The organism is Thermotoga sp. Mc24 (assembly GCF_000784835.1).
Classification (GTDB): Bacteria; Thermotogota; Thermotogae; order Thermotogales; family Thermotogaceae; genus Thermotoga.
In genome coordinates, this window is the sequence record NZ_JSFH01000002.1 from 78,967 (window position 1) to 93,162 (window position 14,196).

Annotated in this window: 14 protein-coding genes and 1 CRISPR repeat array (1 of these 15 only partly in view); of the genes, 3 read left to right on the forward strand and 11 right to left on the reverse strand. The window is 47.4% G+C overall.

Annotated features, from left to right (window positions below; all coding sequences use genetic code 11):
* Positions 1 to 131: a CRISPR direct-repeat array (repeat unit 30 nt) (it extends 1,369 nt beyond the left edge of the window).
* Positions 132 to 751: 620 nt separating this feature from the next.
* Positions 752 to 1,357, forward strand: a complete 606-nt coding sequence (locus MC24_RS00370; RefSeq protein ID WP_235231276.1) for a LysE family translocator — start codon at positions 752 to 754, stop codon at positions 1,355 to 1,357.
* Here MC24_RS00370 and aroQ read toward each other — a convergent pair.
* The 11 genes from aroQ to MC24_RS00425 all read right to left on the reverse strand — a co-directional run bounded on the left by aroQ (position 1,350) and on the right by MC24_RS00425 (position 10,698).
* Positions 1,350 to 1,784, reverse strand: a complete 435-nt coding sequence (gene aroQ, locus MC24_RS00375; protein WP_011943192.1) for a type II 3-dehydroquinate dehydratase — start codon at positions 1,782 to 1,784, stop codon at positions 1,350 to 1,352. The two genes, MC24_RS00370 and aroQ, sit on opposite strands and share 8 nt — an antisense overlap.
* The gene (gene aroB, locus MC24_RS00380; RefSeq protein ID WP_038051481.1) at positions 1,781 to 3,259 is read right to left on the reverse strand and encodes a bifunctional shikimate kinase AroK/3-dehydroquinate synthase AroB; all 1,479 of its coding nucleotides are present in this window, start codon (positions 3,257 to 3,259) and stop codon (positions 1,781 to 1,783) included. The genes aroQ and aroB overlap by 4 nt, the downstream gene beginning before the upstream one ends.
* Positions 3,207 to 4,337, reverse strand: coding sequence for a chorismate synthase (aroC, locus tag MC24_RS00385; protein ID WP_011943194.1), 1,131 nt, complete (start codon positions 4,335 to 4,337; stop codon positions 3,207 to 3,209). The genes aroB and aroC overlap by 53 nt, the downstream gene beginning before the upstream one ends.
* Positions 4,334 to 5,095, reverse strand: coding sequence for a shikimate 5-dehydrogenase (gene aroE, locus MC24_RS00390; protein ID WP_011943195.1), 762 nt, complete (start codon positions 5,093 to 5,095; stop codon positions 4,334 to 4,336). Before aroE ends, aroC begins: the two co-directional genes overlap by 4 nt.
* Complete coding sequence (aroA, locus tag MC24_RS00395; protein WP_011943196.1) at positions 5,092 to 6,357, reverse strand: 3-phosphoshikimate 1-carboxyvinyltransferase; 1,266 nt, start codon at positions 6,355 to 6,357, stop codon at positions 5,092 to 5,094. Before aroA ends, aroE begins: the two co-directional genes overlap by 4 nt.
* On the reverse strand, positions 6,354 to 7,115 hold the full coding sequence (locus MC24_RS00400; protein ID WP_004083127.1) for a prephenate dehydrogenase: 762 nt from the start codon (positions 7,113 to 7,115) through the stop codon (positions 6,354 to 6,356). The genes aroA and MC24_RS00400 overlap by 4 nt, the downstream gene beginning before the upstream one ends.
* Positions 7,112 to 8,128, reverse strand: coding sequence for a 3-deoxy-7-phosphoheptulonate synthase (gene aroF / locus MC24_RS00405; RefSeq protein WP_004083125.1), 1,017 nt, complete (start codon positions 8,126 to 8,128; stop codon positions 7,112 to 7,114). The genes MC24_RS00400 and aroF overlap by 4 nt, the downstream gene beginning before the upstream one ends.
* Before the next feature lie 256 nt (positions 8,129 to 8,384).
* Positions 8,385 to 9,626, reverse strand: a complete 1,242-nt coding sequence (locus tag MC24_RS00410) for an MFS transporter (RefSeq protein ID WP_011943197.1) — start codon at positions 9,624 to 9,626, stop codon at positions 8,385 to 8,387.
* A gap of 12 nt (positions 9,627 to 9,638) precedes the next feature.
* Positions 9,639 to 9,815 (reverse strand): hypothetical protein, encoded by a 177-nt coding sequence (locus MC24_RS09725; protein WP_164819368.1) that lies wholly within the window; start codon positions 9,813 to 9,815, stop codon positions 9,639 to 9,641.
* Between the two features lie 6 nt (positions 9,816 to 9,821).
* Positions 9,822 to 10,322: an SHOCT-like domain-containing protein gene (locus tag MC24_RS00420; RefSeq protein ID WP_011943198.1), complete on the reverse strand. Its 501-nt coding sequence runs from the start codon at positions 10,320 to 10,322 to the stop codon at positions 9,822 to 9,824.
* Positions 10,315 to 10,698, reverse strand: a complete 384-nt coding sequence (locus MC24_RS00425; RefSeq protein WP_011943199.1) for a DUF2089 domain-containing protein — start codon at positions 10,696 to 10,698, stop codon at positions 10,315 to 10,317. Before MC24_RS00425 ends, MC24_RS00420 begins: the two co-directional genes overlap by 8 nt.
* Positions 10,699 to 11,239: 541 nt before the next feature.
* Between MC24_RS00425 and MC24_RS00430 the strand changes: the two genes are divergently transcribed.
* Complete coding sequence (locus tag MC24_RS00430) at positions 11,240 to 12,943, forward strand: YgiQ family radical SAM protein (RefSeq protein ID WP_004083105.1); 1,704 nt, start codon at positions 11,240 to 11,242, stop codon at positions 12,941 to 12,943.
* Complete coding sequence (estD, locus tag MC24_RS00435) at positions 12,940 to 14,178, forward strand: esterase EstD (protein ID WP_008193616.1); 1,239 nt, start codon at positions 12,940 to 12,942, stop codon at positions 14,176 to 14,178. The genes MC24_RS00430 and estD overlap by 4 nt, the downstream gene beginning before the upstream one ends.
* The last annotated feature ends 18 nt before the right edge of the window (positions 14,179 to 14,196 follow it).

Genomic DNA, 14,196 nt, shown 5'->3' on the forward strand with positions numbered 1-14,196 from the left:
CAGATTACCAAGGCTTAGGAATTGGTACTTCATTTTGTTTCCATACCTCTAAGGAATTATTGAAACTCCTATACATTTCTCCACATCAGGTTGCTGTGAAGGTTTCCATACCTCTAAGGAATTATTGAAACCCGTTGAGTTCAAGAGAAATTATATCACAAACACACTCTGAAAGCAAGATGTTTTTTGAACTTCCATATTCTCCTTTTCCATAAACCATTCTAACACACAAGAGAGCACCTTCAAGTACTGTTTGGAAAAATGGAATAATTGCATAGTTCAACAATGAAAGAACACAAGCAAAAAACAGAAGATAAATTATATCAACCTACGTCAGGGTGTTTTGAGGTGTTTCTGGTAAAAATCGATTAGTTCCATGTTTCACAAATAGATGAAAGAAGGTATTCCTCAGTGTGTTAGAAGTTAACTACTAATTTCTCGAATTCAAAGCACTTACACGTCATCGATTACCACAAATTCTCTTCATATTGTCTCTTAATATCATCCATTATTCCTTTTTTAACGCATAGCTTCCGGTACCACAAACCTGCATGAAATTTTTCGTTACCGGTAATTGCATACTCTGTATCGTTCTTCCAGTGCCAGATACACGCATCACCTACTTTGTGAATGATTGGAACTAACCTGGTTTGTATGCATAAAACATAATATGTTAAAACAAATATATTTCACACTAACACAAAAGCAAAGAACAGAGTGGTAAAATTTTTCAAAATTCTTGGGGAGGAAGATGATGATTTCCATATTCTTCGGGAGTTTCCTTGTGGGGCTTTCCGGTGCGGTCGCACCGGGCCCTCTAATGATGATAGCCATATCCCAGAGTGCAAAAGGTTGGAAAAACTCTATAAAACTGATATCCGGCCACGTTGTTCTGGAAGCTTTTCTTGTTCTCCTGCTGGTTCTTGGCTTTCAATGGGTCCTGAAATCTCCGCTTGTGACAAAAGTGATAGGTCTTCTTGGAGGATCTTTCCTTGCTTTCATGGGGATTTCTCAGCTAACAGCCATCAAAGGTGAGATCTCACAGGTAGAAAAAAACGATCTGAAAATCCCCCTTCCCATCACAGGAGCTCTCGTTTCACTGTCCAACCCGTACTTTCTTCTTTGGTGGATGTCCGTCGGCAGCGCTTTCCTTGTCAAAGCGCAGACATCGTTTCTGGCTGGGGTTACTGCCTTCTACTTCGGCCACATTCTCTCAGACATTCTCTGGTACTCTCTGATAGGTGTCTTTGGAAACACCATATTGAAATCCTCACGGATCTATAAAATAGTGATGGCCGTGACCGGTCTGTTCCTCATCGGTTTTGGTCTTTTCTTCGTGCTTGATTCTTTCAGGTGAGTTCTTCCAGTTTCTTTTTTATGTACTCCAGAGCCAGAAGGTAACCGTACACACCAAGTCCGCTTATCTGACCGTCGCACACCTCAGCCGTAACGCTCCTTCTTCTGAACTCTTCCCTCCTGTGTATGTTCGATATGTGAACCTCCACCTTCGGCACCTTCACGATCTCCAGGGCATCCCTTATGGCGTAGCTGTAGTGGGTGAAAGCCCCCGGGTTTATCACAAGACCATCGAAATCGAGCCTGTGCAGTCTATCCAAAATTTCTCCCTCGTGGTTCGACTGAAAGACCTCCACTTCCACATCGTTTTTCCTTCCCCAATCTTCTATCATCTTCACAAGATCCTCATGAGAAAAGTTTCCATAGATGTTTTTGTCTCTTTTTCCGAGCATGTTCAAGTTGGGTCCGTTCACCACGAGTACTTTCAATCTACCACCTCCAAAAGTTCGAGCGGATCGACCTCTAAGAATTCGATCTTTCCGATTTCTTTCACGTAAGGAAGCCTAACTCTGGAACCTTTCAGGATCTTCTTGTCGTTCAGAATGAGATTTCTGGCTTTCTCAACATCGACGGATGGAACAGGAATTGGTACGATCTGTTTGACCTTTTCTACGATCCATCTCATGGTTTCCTTAGGCACTATTCCCTTTCTGTACAGGTACATCGTCTCTTTTTCGATGCCCCACGCTACCGCTATACCGTGAGGTACCCCTTCCAGCATCTCGTACACATGACCGAGCGTGTGTCCCAGATTCAGGGCGTGTCTCAAACCCATGTCGTAGGGATCTTCCATTACTATCCTCGCTTTATCTTCGACGGAGATTTTTACCATCTCGCTGAGAACTTTGAGATTTCTCTTTTCTATCTTCTCCGGCTCATCGAAGAGTTCTACCCCGCGACCCGATAGAATCGTCATCTTGAAGGCTTCCACGACTCCCTCTTCGAACCTGCCCTCATCCATCGAAAGCGTGACGGTGGGATCTATGATGACGTAGTCTGGCATTCTGAAAGTCCCAACGACGTTTTTCACTCCAGCGAAATCGATGGCATTCTTTCCACCAACGGAAGCGTCCACCTGAGCCAGAAGTGTTGTCGGATAGAAAGAAAGTCCCACTCCCCTTTTGAACGTGCTCGCCACAAAGCCAGTGAAGTCGGTGAGAGCACCTCCTCCGACACCCGCTATGGTCTTTCCCCTGGGAAAGTCCATCCTCACAAGTTCGTAGTACGCTCTGGAGACATGCTCCAGCGTCTTCACTTCCTCTCCATCCGGAAAAAGAAGCCGATTCTCTGGAAGGTACCTTCCGTATATCTTCTCCACCCTCTCCGTGGTGAAAACCAGCTCTTCGTTCCTCACCCTCTTGAAACCACCGAGGATGATCTTCACCAGGTGTGGTTTTTCTATCGTTGAGATTTCTTTCTCGTCCAGAGCCTCCAGCACAACGAGTGCGGTTGTTTCCCACTCGTTCAACTTGGAGGTGTCGATCCCTCTAAACTCCGTGTAGAACTGTTTTCTCCTTTCCCAGATCTCTCGTATTCTCTCTTTTCCTTCTCTCAGAAGAGGCCTGTTCTCTGTTGTTACTCTTTCCATCAACACTTCAGGGGGAGCGTAGAGAAAGAGAGTCTTCTCTTTCTTCAAAAGCTCCCTGTTCTCTGGATCGATCACAACACCTCCACCCGTTGCCACGACCACGTTGTCTCTTTCCACAAGTTCCCTAAGAAGTTCTTTCTCTTTCAATCGGAAGTACTCTTCACCGTCTTCTTCGAAAATCCTTCGAACTCTTCTTCCCTCTCTTCTTTCTATCTCTTCGTCCATATCTATGAACTGAAGGTCGAGCACCTCGGAAACCCTTTTACCGATCGTACTCTTTCCAGAACCCATCATCCCAACGAGGAAGATTCTCATTCCCGAACCTCCTTTTCAGGTCGTCGATGTTTCCATCGCCCAGGTGTTCGAGCAAGGCGTCCGAAATCACCACAGCGAGCGCGGCTTCACACACGACGGAAGCGGGAGGAACGGCCGTCACGTCAGATCTCACGTACGGTGTTTTCGCCGGTTCCATTGTTCTCAAATCAACGGAGTTCAACGGCTTTCCTGTGGTAGGAATGGGTTTCACGAAGACGTTCACCCACACGTCTTCTCCGTTGGTGATGCCCCCTTCTATTCCTCCCAGATTGTTTGTTCTTCTCTTTATCCTGCCGTCTTCCAGTTCGAACTCATCCAGATAGTCAAAGCCGTACCACATCTCTTCACTTCCAATCACCACTCCCTTCACAGCGGGAATGGCAAAAAAGAGGGAACCTATCTTCGAGTCGAGCTTTTTGAAAAGATCGGAGTAGCTCCCGATGCCTGCCGGGACACCTCTTGCAATGACCTTCACCTTGCCGCCGAGGGTGTTTCCCTCTTCTTTCGCCCTGTCGATCTCGGAGATCATTCCTTCCGTTGCCTCTGGATCTGGACAGAAAACGGCCGATTCGTCCCTCTTTCTTCTCAACTCCTCAAAATTGTCTGGGATATTCTTCGCTTCCACGTTTCCAAGTCTTGTGACAAACCCGAGAACATCTATGTTGAACTCTCTGAGGAGACTCTTCAGAAGAGCACCCGCCGCCGTGAGAGCCACCGTCCATCTGGCACTGGATCGTTCCACGTAGACGTTCAGATCCGGCAGTTTGTACTTCACAAAGGCAGCGTAATCTATGTGACCCGGTCTCGGCACGCTCCGAACGTCTTTCACCGGGTTGCCCGCTTTGTTTGGAACGAGAATCGTCACCGGTGCTCCCGTTGTGATACCTCCCCACACTCCGGAGACGATCTCGAAGGCATCTTCTTCCATGCTCATCCTCTTTCCTCTACCGTAGCAATTTCTTCTCCTGAAAAGCTCTCTTCTTATGATTTCTTCGTCGATCTTCAAACCCGCAGGAATCCCTTCCAAAACCGCTATCATGTACTTTCCGTGGGAATCTCCCGCTATTGTGAGCCTCATCTCAGTACCTCCTCGAACACTTCTTTGAACGATCTTTCATCGTAGATTCCCCATATTTTGAGGTTCTCCATCGCCTGATAGTAAAACATGAGGTTTCCCTTTACAACGTGTTCCACTCCCAATCTCTTCGCATCAGAAACGAGAGGAGTCTCAAAGTACACCACGTCGTAAACAAGATACAGACCTTTCAAAGAAGCTTCGGAAACGGTCAGTTTCTCTCCCTTCATTCCAACGGAAGTGGTGTTGAAGAGACTCTTCGCCTTTTTCACAACCTCGTCGAGCTGATCGAGAGAGAAAATTTTCACAGGAAAATCGAGAGCCTTCGCCCTTTCGATCGTTCTGTTCACCACCCAGATGTCTTTCACGCCCATCTGGAGGAGAGCGTAGATCACAGCACGTGCGGCTCCGCCCGCTCCCACAACGACAACGGGTTCTTTCACCTCTACACCCTCGAGCGATTTCACAACGCCAACCCAGTCGGTGTTGTATCCCTTTCCCCGAAAGACGCAGTTCACGGCTTTTATTCTCTGCGCATCTTCAGATGGTTCGACGTACCGCATCACTCTTTCTTTGTGAGGAATTGTCGCGTTGAAACCATCGTATTCTTCGAGAATCCTTCTTATCTCCGTGTCGAAAGATTCAGGTGGTATCTCTTCCATACCGTACGAGTGGTTCATTCCCGCCCTTTTGAAATACTCGTTGTAAAGCCTTGGTGATATGCTGTGACTCACCGGATACCCTATGATGCAGAATTTCATGATATCACCACTCTCTCCAGCAGTTCGTAAAAGTTCGGGAAAGACACCGCCACGCATTCGTGATCTTTCACATCAACCCCCTCTTCACTCACGAGCCCTGCTATGGAAAAGAGCATAGCCATTCTGTGGTCGCCTTCTGGATCCACCGATCCACCTTTTATGCTCTGCTTTCCAACGATCTTGAAACCATCTTTGAACTCTTCTATTTCGACACCGAGCCGTTTGAAGTTTTCCACCAGAACCCTTATCCTGTCGGATTCCTTCTTTCTCAACTCCTCCGCGTTTCTCACAACCGTTTCTCCTTCCGCAAAAACACCGAGAAGCGCCACAAGAGGCAGTTCATCTATCATGAGAGGTACGAGGTGTTCGGGAACAACCACACCTTTCAGGTTTGGAGATGTCTCAACCCTCACAGTTCCTATCGGTTCAAGATTTTCTTCCGTGATCTCCCACTCCAGGTTGGCTCCCATGAGTTTCATAACTTCGAGGAGTCCCGTTCGGGTGGGATTCAGGCCAACGTCCGTTACTGTGATTCGAGCGTTGGGATGAATGGCGCCGAGAACCACGAAGAAAGCAGCCGACGAGATATCACCAGGGACTTTCATCGTGAAACCCCTGAAGGTAGCAGGCTCCAGAACCACACGTGTTCCCTCCACCTCGACGGGAACACCGAGGTTTTTGAGCATCCTTTCCGTGTGATCTCTGCTTTTTGCTGGTTCGATAACGATTGTTCGTCCGCTGGCTCTGAGCCCCGCCAGAAGAACCGCGCTCTTCACTTGAGCGCTCGCCACCGGTGTTTTATAGCTGATACCGGAAAGGTGATTTCCCTTGATAGCCATGGGAAGGTAGTTGTTCTGCCTCGCCATGAAACGCGCTCCCATCATCTCCAGAGGTTCGATCACTCTTCTCATCGGCCTTCTGGAAAGAGAAGAATCCCCGTAAAGCACTGTGAACATCTCGTATGAAGCAAGAACTCCACTCATCAACCTCGTGGTTGTTCCGGAGTTTCCACAGAAGAGAGGTTCTATTGGCTCAGCGAAGGGCTTCGGAAAGACCTTCATCTTTTCCCAATCGCCTTCAAAACGTGTACCGAGTTTTTCGAGAATATCGTGGGTTCTCTCTGTGTCGAGACACCTCAAGAGGTTGTACAGGGTGCTTTCCGTTTCCGCCAAAGCGGACAGAATGAGAGCCCTGTGAGTTATGGATTTGTCCGGAGGAACGCTCAGCACTCCTTCAACCTTCTTCGCCGGAAGTACCTTCAAGATATCACTTCCCTTATCACTTTTTTCAGGTTTTCGAAATCCTCTTTCTCTGTGAGATGATATAAAACATTCAGAAAGTTTCTTGCGTTCTCCAGGTATTTGAGGATGTTTTCTTTATTATATCTGATCATATCCAGCGCCATCTCCATGTTCTGTTTCGAAAGTCTCGTGTTGGAAAGATAACCAGGTCCCGCGTATTCTTCAAAGGGTTTCCCTACGTACCGTGCGCTCAGTGAGATCAAGTACTGAACGTGGCTCACCGCAGCGACGATCTCGTCGTGGATCCTGTAGTCTATCCACAAAGGTCTGGCACCAAGATCTTTCACGATGTTTTCAATCATCCCATCCTCTTTTCCGTCGAGAGAGCAGAGAAAGAAGATCTTTCCGTCGAACATTTCTCGATCCCAACCTGATTTTCCCTTTCGTTCGTTTCCGGCCATGGGATGTCCTCCTGTGAAGTTCAATCCCCTCTCTCTGGCTATTTCCATGAAAGGTGTCTTCACGCTCGCCACATCGAGAATCTTCCCTGAAAAGTCCGTTTCTTTCAGGAATCTCTCCTCGACGCTCATGGGAAGCGCAAGAACGAGAAGGTCTGTATCGTAGAGATCGCTTTCCTTTGAAACAGTTTCTATTCCGTTTTCTTCCAATGCTTTCATCGTTTCTTCATCTCTGTCGAAGGCTGTGACATGATGCTTTTCTTTCAATTTAAGTGCGATCGATCCACCGATGCATCCCGCTCCGAGCACAGAAATTTTCAATTCACCTTCACCCCCAGGGCATCAGCGAGTTTCTTCATTTCCTGAACCAGTTCCTTGAAGAGCTCGAAGTCAAGACTCTGTTTTCCATCCGAAAGTGCCTTCTCCGGCTCCGGATGAACCTCCACAATGATTCCATGAGCTCCAACCGCTATAGCGGCCCGGGAGAGTGGAATAACGAGGTCTCTTCTTCCCCCAGAGTGGCTCGGATCCACCAGAATGGGAAGATGGGATTCCTTTCTGATTATAGGAACAGCGGATATATCGAGTGTGTTCCTCGTGGCCTTTTCGAACGTTCTGATTCCCCTTTCACACAGTATGATCTTCGTGTTTCCAGAGTTTGCGATGTATTCAGCGGAGAGAAGGAACTCTTCGATGGTGTTCATGAAACCCCTTTTCAGAAGAACGGGTTTGTTGTAGCTTCCCGCTTTAGAGAGCAATCTGAAGTTCTGAGCGTTTCTCGCTCCTATCTGAATGATATCAGCGTACTCGGCCACTTTTGGAAGATCGTCTTCTCCGAGAGCCTCCGTCACCACGTACATACCGTACTTGTCGGCAGCTTCTCTCAGGTACTCCAACCCTTTCTCTCCGAGTCCTTGGAAAGAGTAAGGAGATGTTCGAGGCTTGTAAGCCCCTCCCCTCAAAACCTTGACACCGAGTTCGCTCAAAAAGTGCGCGGTTTCCATGAGCATTTCCCTGCCCTCAACTGAGCACGGTCCCGCTATGATGGTGAAGTAGCCGTTTCCTATCTTCACATCTCCGAGGTCGATCACCGTGTCCTCCGGATGGAACTCACGAGAGACGAGTTTGTAAGGCTTGAGCACCCTCACAACGCTTTCCACACAGTCCAAAGATTCGAACTTGTCCGCCACCACGTACCTATCGTCCCCGATGATCCCAATAACCGTTCTTTCCTGACCTTTGGAAATGTGACACTTCAAGTTGTAACTCTCAGCCAACTTCACCACCTTCCTTATATCTTCTTCTGTGGAACCGGGTTTCAAAACGACTATCATAGATCTACCACCTCCTACGGGATTTTGGTAATAAAAAAAGGGCTCCGCTGCCCGGAGCCCTTCAGTGTTTTCTATCGCTCCGGGCAGATACCGAAAGAGGCACCTGCCCGGAGCGGTCGCACTCACGGACAGGTGCCCCTGTTAAACCAAAAGTAATAATAATTGTGTTCAATCGATTTGAGACATATTATTCTTCCACATCGCATAACCTTTCACCCCTGTTTGGTTACTATTCTAACAAACAACGCTGGAAAAATCAAGTGGGAAGCTCTTTTCCCCTCAAAGCTACCAGAAGCAGCACAGCGACCAGAAAAGAAAGCGCTCCGACAATATAGTAAAGAAAATGGACCGGCACTCTATCAACGAGGTATCCGTAGAGAACCGATCCGAGCGGAGTGACTCCGTTTGCTACGAGAATGAGGAAAGAAAAGGCCCTCGCTCTGATGTGAGAAGGTGTCATCTTTTGAAACGCCGTGTCCAGAGGAACGTTGATGATGGGATTCAAAAAACCCATTATCAGGAACGTGATGAAAAACAGCGAGAAAAGAACCAGTCTGTTCAAGGAAAAATCAGGCATGACGAGAAAGCCAAGGAAGACGATGGGAAGTTCAAAAAGAAAGATAGAAATCTTCATGGCCTTCCACATGTTCTTCTTTGACAGGTACGATGCGATCAGAAAGTTCCCAAGAAGCGCCCCTAAGGTGAAGGAAGTCTCCAGGAAACCAAATTCCTGAGCCGAAAATTTCATCACTTCCCTGATCGTGTAAGGATACACCACCATGAACAGCGGAGAGATGAGCAGATTCAGAAAAAGTGCGAAGATCAGAATGGTTCGTATGAGCTCGTGGTTCCAGATGAAGAGAAATCCTTCTTTGAGATCTTCAAGGATCTGAGAGAATTTTGCTGGCTTTTTCTCCACCTTTCGGCTGTAAACGATGAAGATCTCACTGATAGCAGAGAGGACAAAAGACACCCCATTCACAAGAAAAACGATCGCTATACCGTAGAATCCGTAGATCACTCCTCCCAGTGCGGGGCCCAGGATCTGTGGAAAGATCCTCACCATACCCATGATGGAGTTGGCTCTCATGAGAAAATCCTGAGGAACGATATCGGGAAACATCGCACCTGTCGGTATGTCGAAGAGATTGTCCATGACAGCCATCGCTATCTGAGAAACGTAGAGAACGGGAAGGGTGACGGAGTTTCTGAACGCAAGAAGGGCCAGAAAACAGATGAGAAATCCCCTCAGAAAATCCATCGAGACCATGAGAAACTTTCTATCTCCCCTGTCTCCCACGATCCCGGCTATGGGTGTGAAAAGGATCCTCGGAACCATGTAGGCTACGGTCATCAGGGCAACAGCAGATCCAGAGTGTGTCAGATCCAGTACAAAAAGAGGAATCGCAACCGCCTGAATGGAACTTCCAAGAATCGATACGAACCTTCCGAGGGCAAGAAGGAAGAAGTTCCTCTTCCAGTGTAAGAGCTCATTCACAGTACTCCCTCCTCATCGATCCTGAAGACTTCCAGGTACCATTGCACTGGATGTTTCTGTGACACCCAGTTCCCAAACCGCCGGTGAAGATGGAGCTGTCTCTACAGTAGAAAAAAACAGCACATACAGCCATATCAAAGAAAACAACATCACCACAAGAATCGTCGAAACCATCAGATACACCTTCATGGAAGATCATTCTTTTCCTTCGACCTTCTTCTTGGAAGAAACAGAGATGTTACTGATGAAAGGAGAGACCATTTTCAAAATACCGCTGACGAAGAAGTTCGATATCCTCGCGATATCACCTTCCACCACCGGTGTTTTCCCTGATTCTTTGACGCCGATGAGAGCGAGATCTCCCTTCACCGTTCCTCCATCGAATTCGATCTTTCCGCCGATGACGGCAAGATCACCTTCCACCTCTCCGGAAAAGAACGTTTCACAGTTGATGAGCGCAAGATCTCCTTTGATTTTTCCCCTTATGATCGCTTTCTTTTTAGAAAGGACGAGATCTTCTTCCACTATCTCGTTTTCGCCGAGGATGTAGTCGCCCTCCCGTTCAGAAAAATCACCTTTTGGCCCGATTTCTTCTCTTTCCTTTTCCTGTACCGCCTTTATCAGCATCTCCCCTTCTTCTGGACTGATTTCTCCCCTTGCCACAGCTTCCAGGATCTTTCTGATCTCCTCAGACATCGCTCTCTCCTCCTTTTTTCCTCTTCTTCAGAATTTCCAAAGCTTCCTCAACGCTGATCTTCCCTTCTTTCACCTGCTTGAAGAGATCCTCTTCTGCAGCTTCTTCCTCCACTTCTCCAAGGGGTTGGAGATTCATCTTCTCCAGGATTCTCTCCAGCTTCCCCCTCAAGGCGAAATAGCCCTGTCCTGTGTAACGCTCTATCTCCTTCAAATTCCCACGCGCCTTGAAGAATAGAATCACGAACTCGAGTTCATCTTTGTCGAGAAAATCGAACGGGCTCGCTTTGAAATGTCCCCGCACAGTGACATCGTCTCTTTTGCAGTGAAGCTCTGTAACTATCATTTCTTTTCCGCAGACCGGACACTTGGGCAACATATTTTGTCACCTCCTGCAAAATATTTTAGACTATCACCAAATATTTTGTCAAGTCCCCAAAAATTTTTCTGTGAGGATTCTTATTGCTCCCTTCTTCACCGTGAAATGAGTCTTTCTTTACATATAATTAGCGTTACCTTATTTGACTCTTAATCTCCCGATGATACACTTACACATGAAAAATGAGAGTAATTCTCAAAAAGGAGGTGAGGAAAATGTTTGTGTTGATACCGGTAGATGTGTTGATAGCCATTCACAGCGAGAAGATAGGACAGAAAAGGAACAGATAATTATTAATTCTTATTTTGTGCTTAATATTCCGATGCTACATTTACAGGCGAAGGATGATGATATCTGAAAGGAGGTGAAGAAGATGTTAGAACTGATACCGCTGGATGTGGTCATAGAGATTTTTGGTGGAAAAACACAGGAAAACAGAAAGAAGAATAACAAAAAGTAAGTGCCGTACCCCTGCGTCCCCATTTTTTAACCAGGCCTCGAAACGAGGCTTTTTTTGTTTTAAAATACATAGGGTGATACTGTGTTTCTTCCCACAACACGTGAGGAAATGAGAAAATTAGGCTGGAAAGAGCTCGATATCATCCTTGTCACAGGCGACGCTTATGTGGATCATCCCTCCTTCGGTGTTGCCTTCATCGGTCATTATCTCGTCTCTCATGGCTTCAAAGTGGGGATCATCGCTCAGCCAGACTGGAGAACAGAGAAAGACATCACACGCCTTGGAAGGCCTCGTCTTTTCTTCGGTGTCACCGCTGGAAACGTTGACTCGATGGTGGCGAATTACACGGCCTCGAAGAAAAAAAGAAAAACGGACGACTACACACCGGGTGGAATCGGTGGAAAAAGACCCGACAGGGCAACCATCGTCTATACGAATCTCATCAAGAGATTCTTCCCGGAAGTTCCCGTTGTCCTTGGTGGATTGGAAGCGAGCCTCAGAAGGTTCGCACACTACGACTGGTGGAGCGATAGAGTGAGAAAGTCTGTTCTCGTCGATTCAAAGGCAGATCTCCTCGTCTATGGAATGGGTGAAAAGGCAGTTCTTGGGATCGCACAGATCCTTTCCAGAACGGGTGATATAGAAAAGTGCAAAAGTATTCGTGGAGTCGTCTGGTGGGCCTCTCAAAAACCCGAAGAAGGCATCGAACTGCCCTCTTACGATGAAATCTCAGAGAATCCCGAAAAATACGCCGAAGCATTGAAACTTCAGACCTGGTACACTGATCCATACAAGAACATTCCGATCTACCAGAGGCAAGACACGAGGTACGTGGTGCAGAATCCACCCCAGCCACCGCTCAGCCAGGAAGAACTCGACCGGCTCTACCTTCTCCCTTTCGAAAGAGAAGTTCATCCGTTTTACGCAAAGATGGGAAAAGTGAAAGCGATAGAGACGGTGAAGTTCTCGATAACGGCTGTGAGAGGTTGTTTCGGAAACTGTTCTTTCTGCGCCCTCACACAGCATCAGACAACTCACGTCTCCTACCGCAGCAAAGATTCCATTCTCGAAGAAGTGAGGATCCTCACGAAGAAAAAGGACTTCAAAGGCACCATCACAGACGTTGGAGGACCGACTGCGAACCTCTACGGTTCGGGCTGTTCCATCAGAGAAACGAAAGGACAGTGCCAGAAGTTCTGTTTGTATCCCATCGTGTGCAAGGTTGTCCGACCGAACCACGACGAATTCATCTCTCTTCTCGAGTCGATCAGGCAAATTCCAGGTGTCAGAAACGTCTTTGTCTCTTCAGGAATCAGACACGACTTTGTCTTTGCCGAAAAAGACCCAGATGTCTTCATAAGGGAACTCGTGAAGTACACCCCGGGACAGCTGAAACTCGCCCCCGAACACGCTCATCCAAAGGTGCTATCTCTGATGAGAAAACCGCCTGTGGAACTGTTTCTCGAGTTCAAAAAACGCTTCGAAACACTCGCAAAGAAGATGGGAAAGAGAAAGTATGTGATCGGCTACTTCATAGTGGGACACCCGGGAGAAGGCTGGAGGGAGAACAATTACTTGAGAGACTTCATACTCAAACACCTCGGGTACTTTCCCCAGCAGATCCAGATCTTCACACCTACTCCCGGAACGGTGAGCACCGCGATGTACTACTCTGGTGTGGATCCCTTCACAGGTGAAAAGGTCCACGTCGAAAGATCGCTGAAGGTGAGAAACAAGATGAAGGAGAACGTGCTGTTCAAAAAGAAGGGGAGGGAAAAGAGATGAGACTCACTGTCTTCCTTTTGATCTTTCTTGGTGTGATGGTGTTTGGTGCCTTCGATCAGGAAGCGTTTCTCTTCGTTCAGCATCTCACCGCTGAAAACTTCGAATCGGCTTTGAATATGTGTTCCAATCAGGTAAAAGCACAGCTCAGTGTCCAGAGCCTTTTGAACATCTGGAACTCTCTGAAAGCACAGCTCGGTGACTTCAGAGAAATCACTGGATACGAAAAAATCACCCAGGGTGAATACGAGATCTACAACTTCACTCTGAGGTTCGAAAGAGGAGAAATCTCAGCACTTGTCACCATGGACAGAGAAGGAAAAGTCGCCGGACTCTTCTTCAAACAGGCTACAAAGACAGAGTACGAACTTCCAGACTACGTGGACCCGGAGAGCTTCGAGGAGAAGGATATCACCGTGAACGGCCTTCCCGGGAAGATCACGATCCCAAAAGGAAACGGACCGTTCCCAGCTGTTGTCCTCGTGCACGGCTCTGGACCGAACGACATGGACGAAACCATCGGTCCAAACAAGATATTCAAGGACATCGCGTACGGTCTGTCTTCGAAGGGTATCATCGTTCTCAGATACCACAAAAGAACGTTCGTCGAGAAAGTGGACCCCACCACCTTGACCGTCGAAAAAGAAGTCATAGAAGACGCACTGGAAGCGGTGAAGATACTCAAAGAGAGAAAAGACGTCTCCCGAGTTTATATGCTGGGACACAGCCTCGGTGCGATGCTCACACCGGAGATAGCGGAAAGATCGAAGGCAGACGGTGTTGTCATGATAGCACCGCCCGCAAGACCGCTCGAAGAAGTCATGGAAGATCAGTTGAAATATCTTCAGTCTCTGGGTCTTGCAAGCAACGTAGAAGAAACTCTGAACATTCTGGAAAAACTCAAAAGAAAAGAGATTCCTCCAGATGAATTCGTCCTTGGAGCTCCCGCGAAGTACTTCTACGACTTGAGAGAAAGAGATCCTGTTTCAATTGCGAAGAGACTAACCATCCCCATGCTTTTGATCTTCGGCGGCAGAGACTACCAGGTGACTGAAAAGGACCGAGAAATCTGGTTGAAGGAACTTTCAGGCAGGGAAAATGTGAAAATACTCGTCTTCGACGATCTCAATCACCTGATGATTTCAGGAGAAGGAAAATCAACGCCGGTTGAATACATGAAGAAAGGTCACGTTGACAAAAGAGTAATAGATGAGATCGCCAGGTGGATGGTAAAATAACAGGAAAGGAATTCGGAG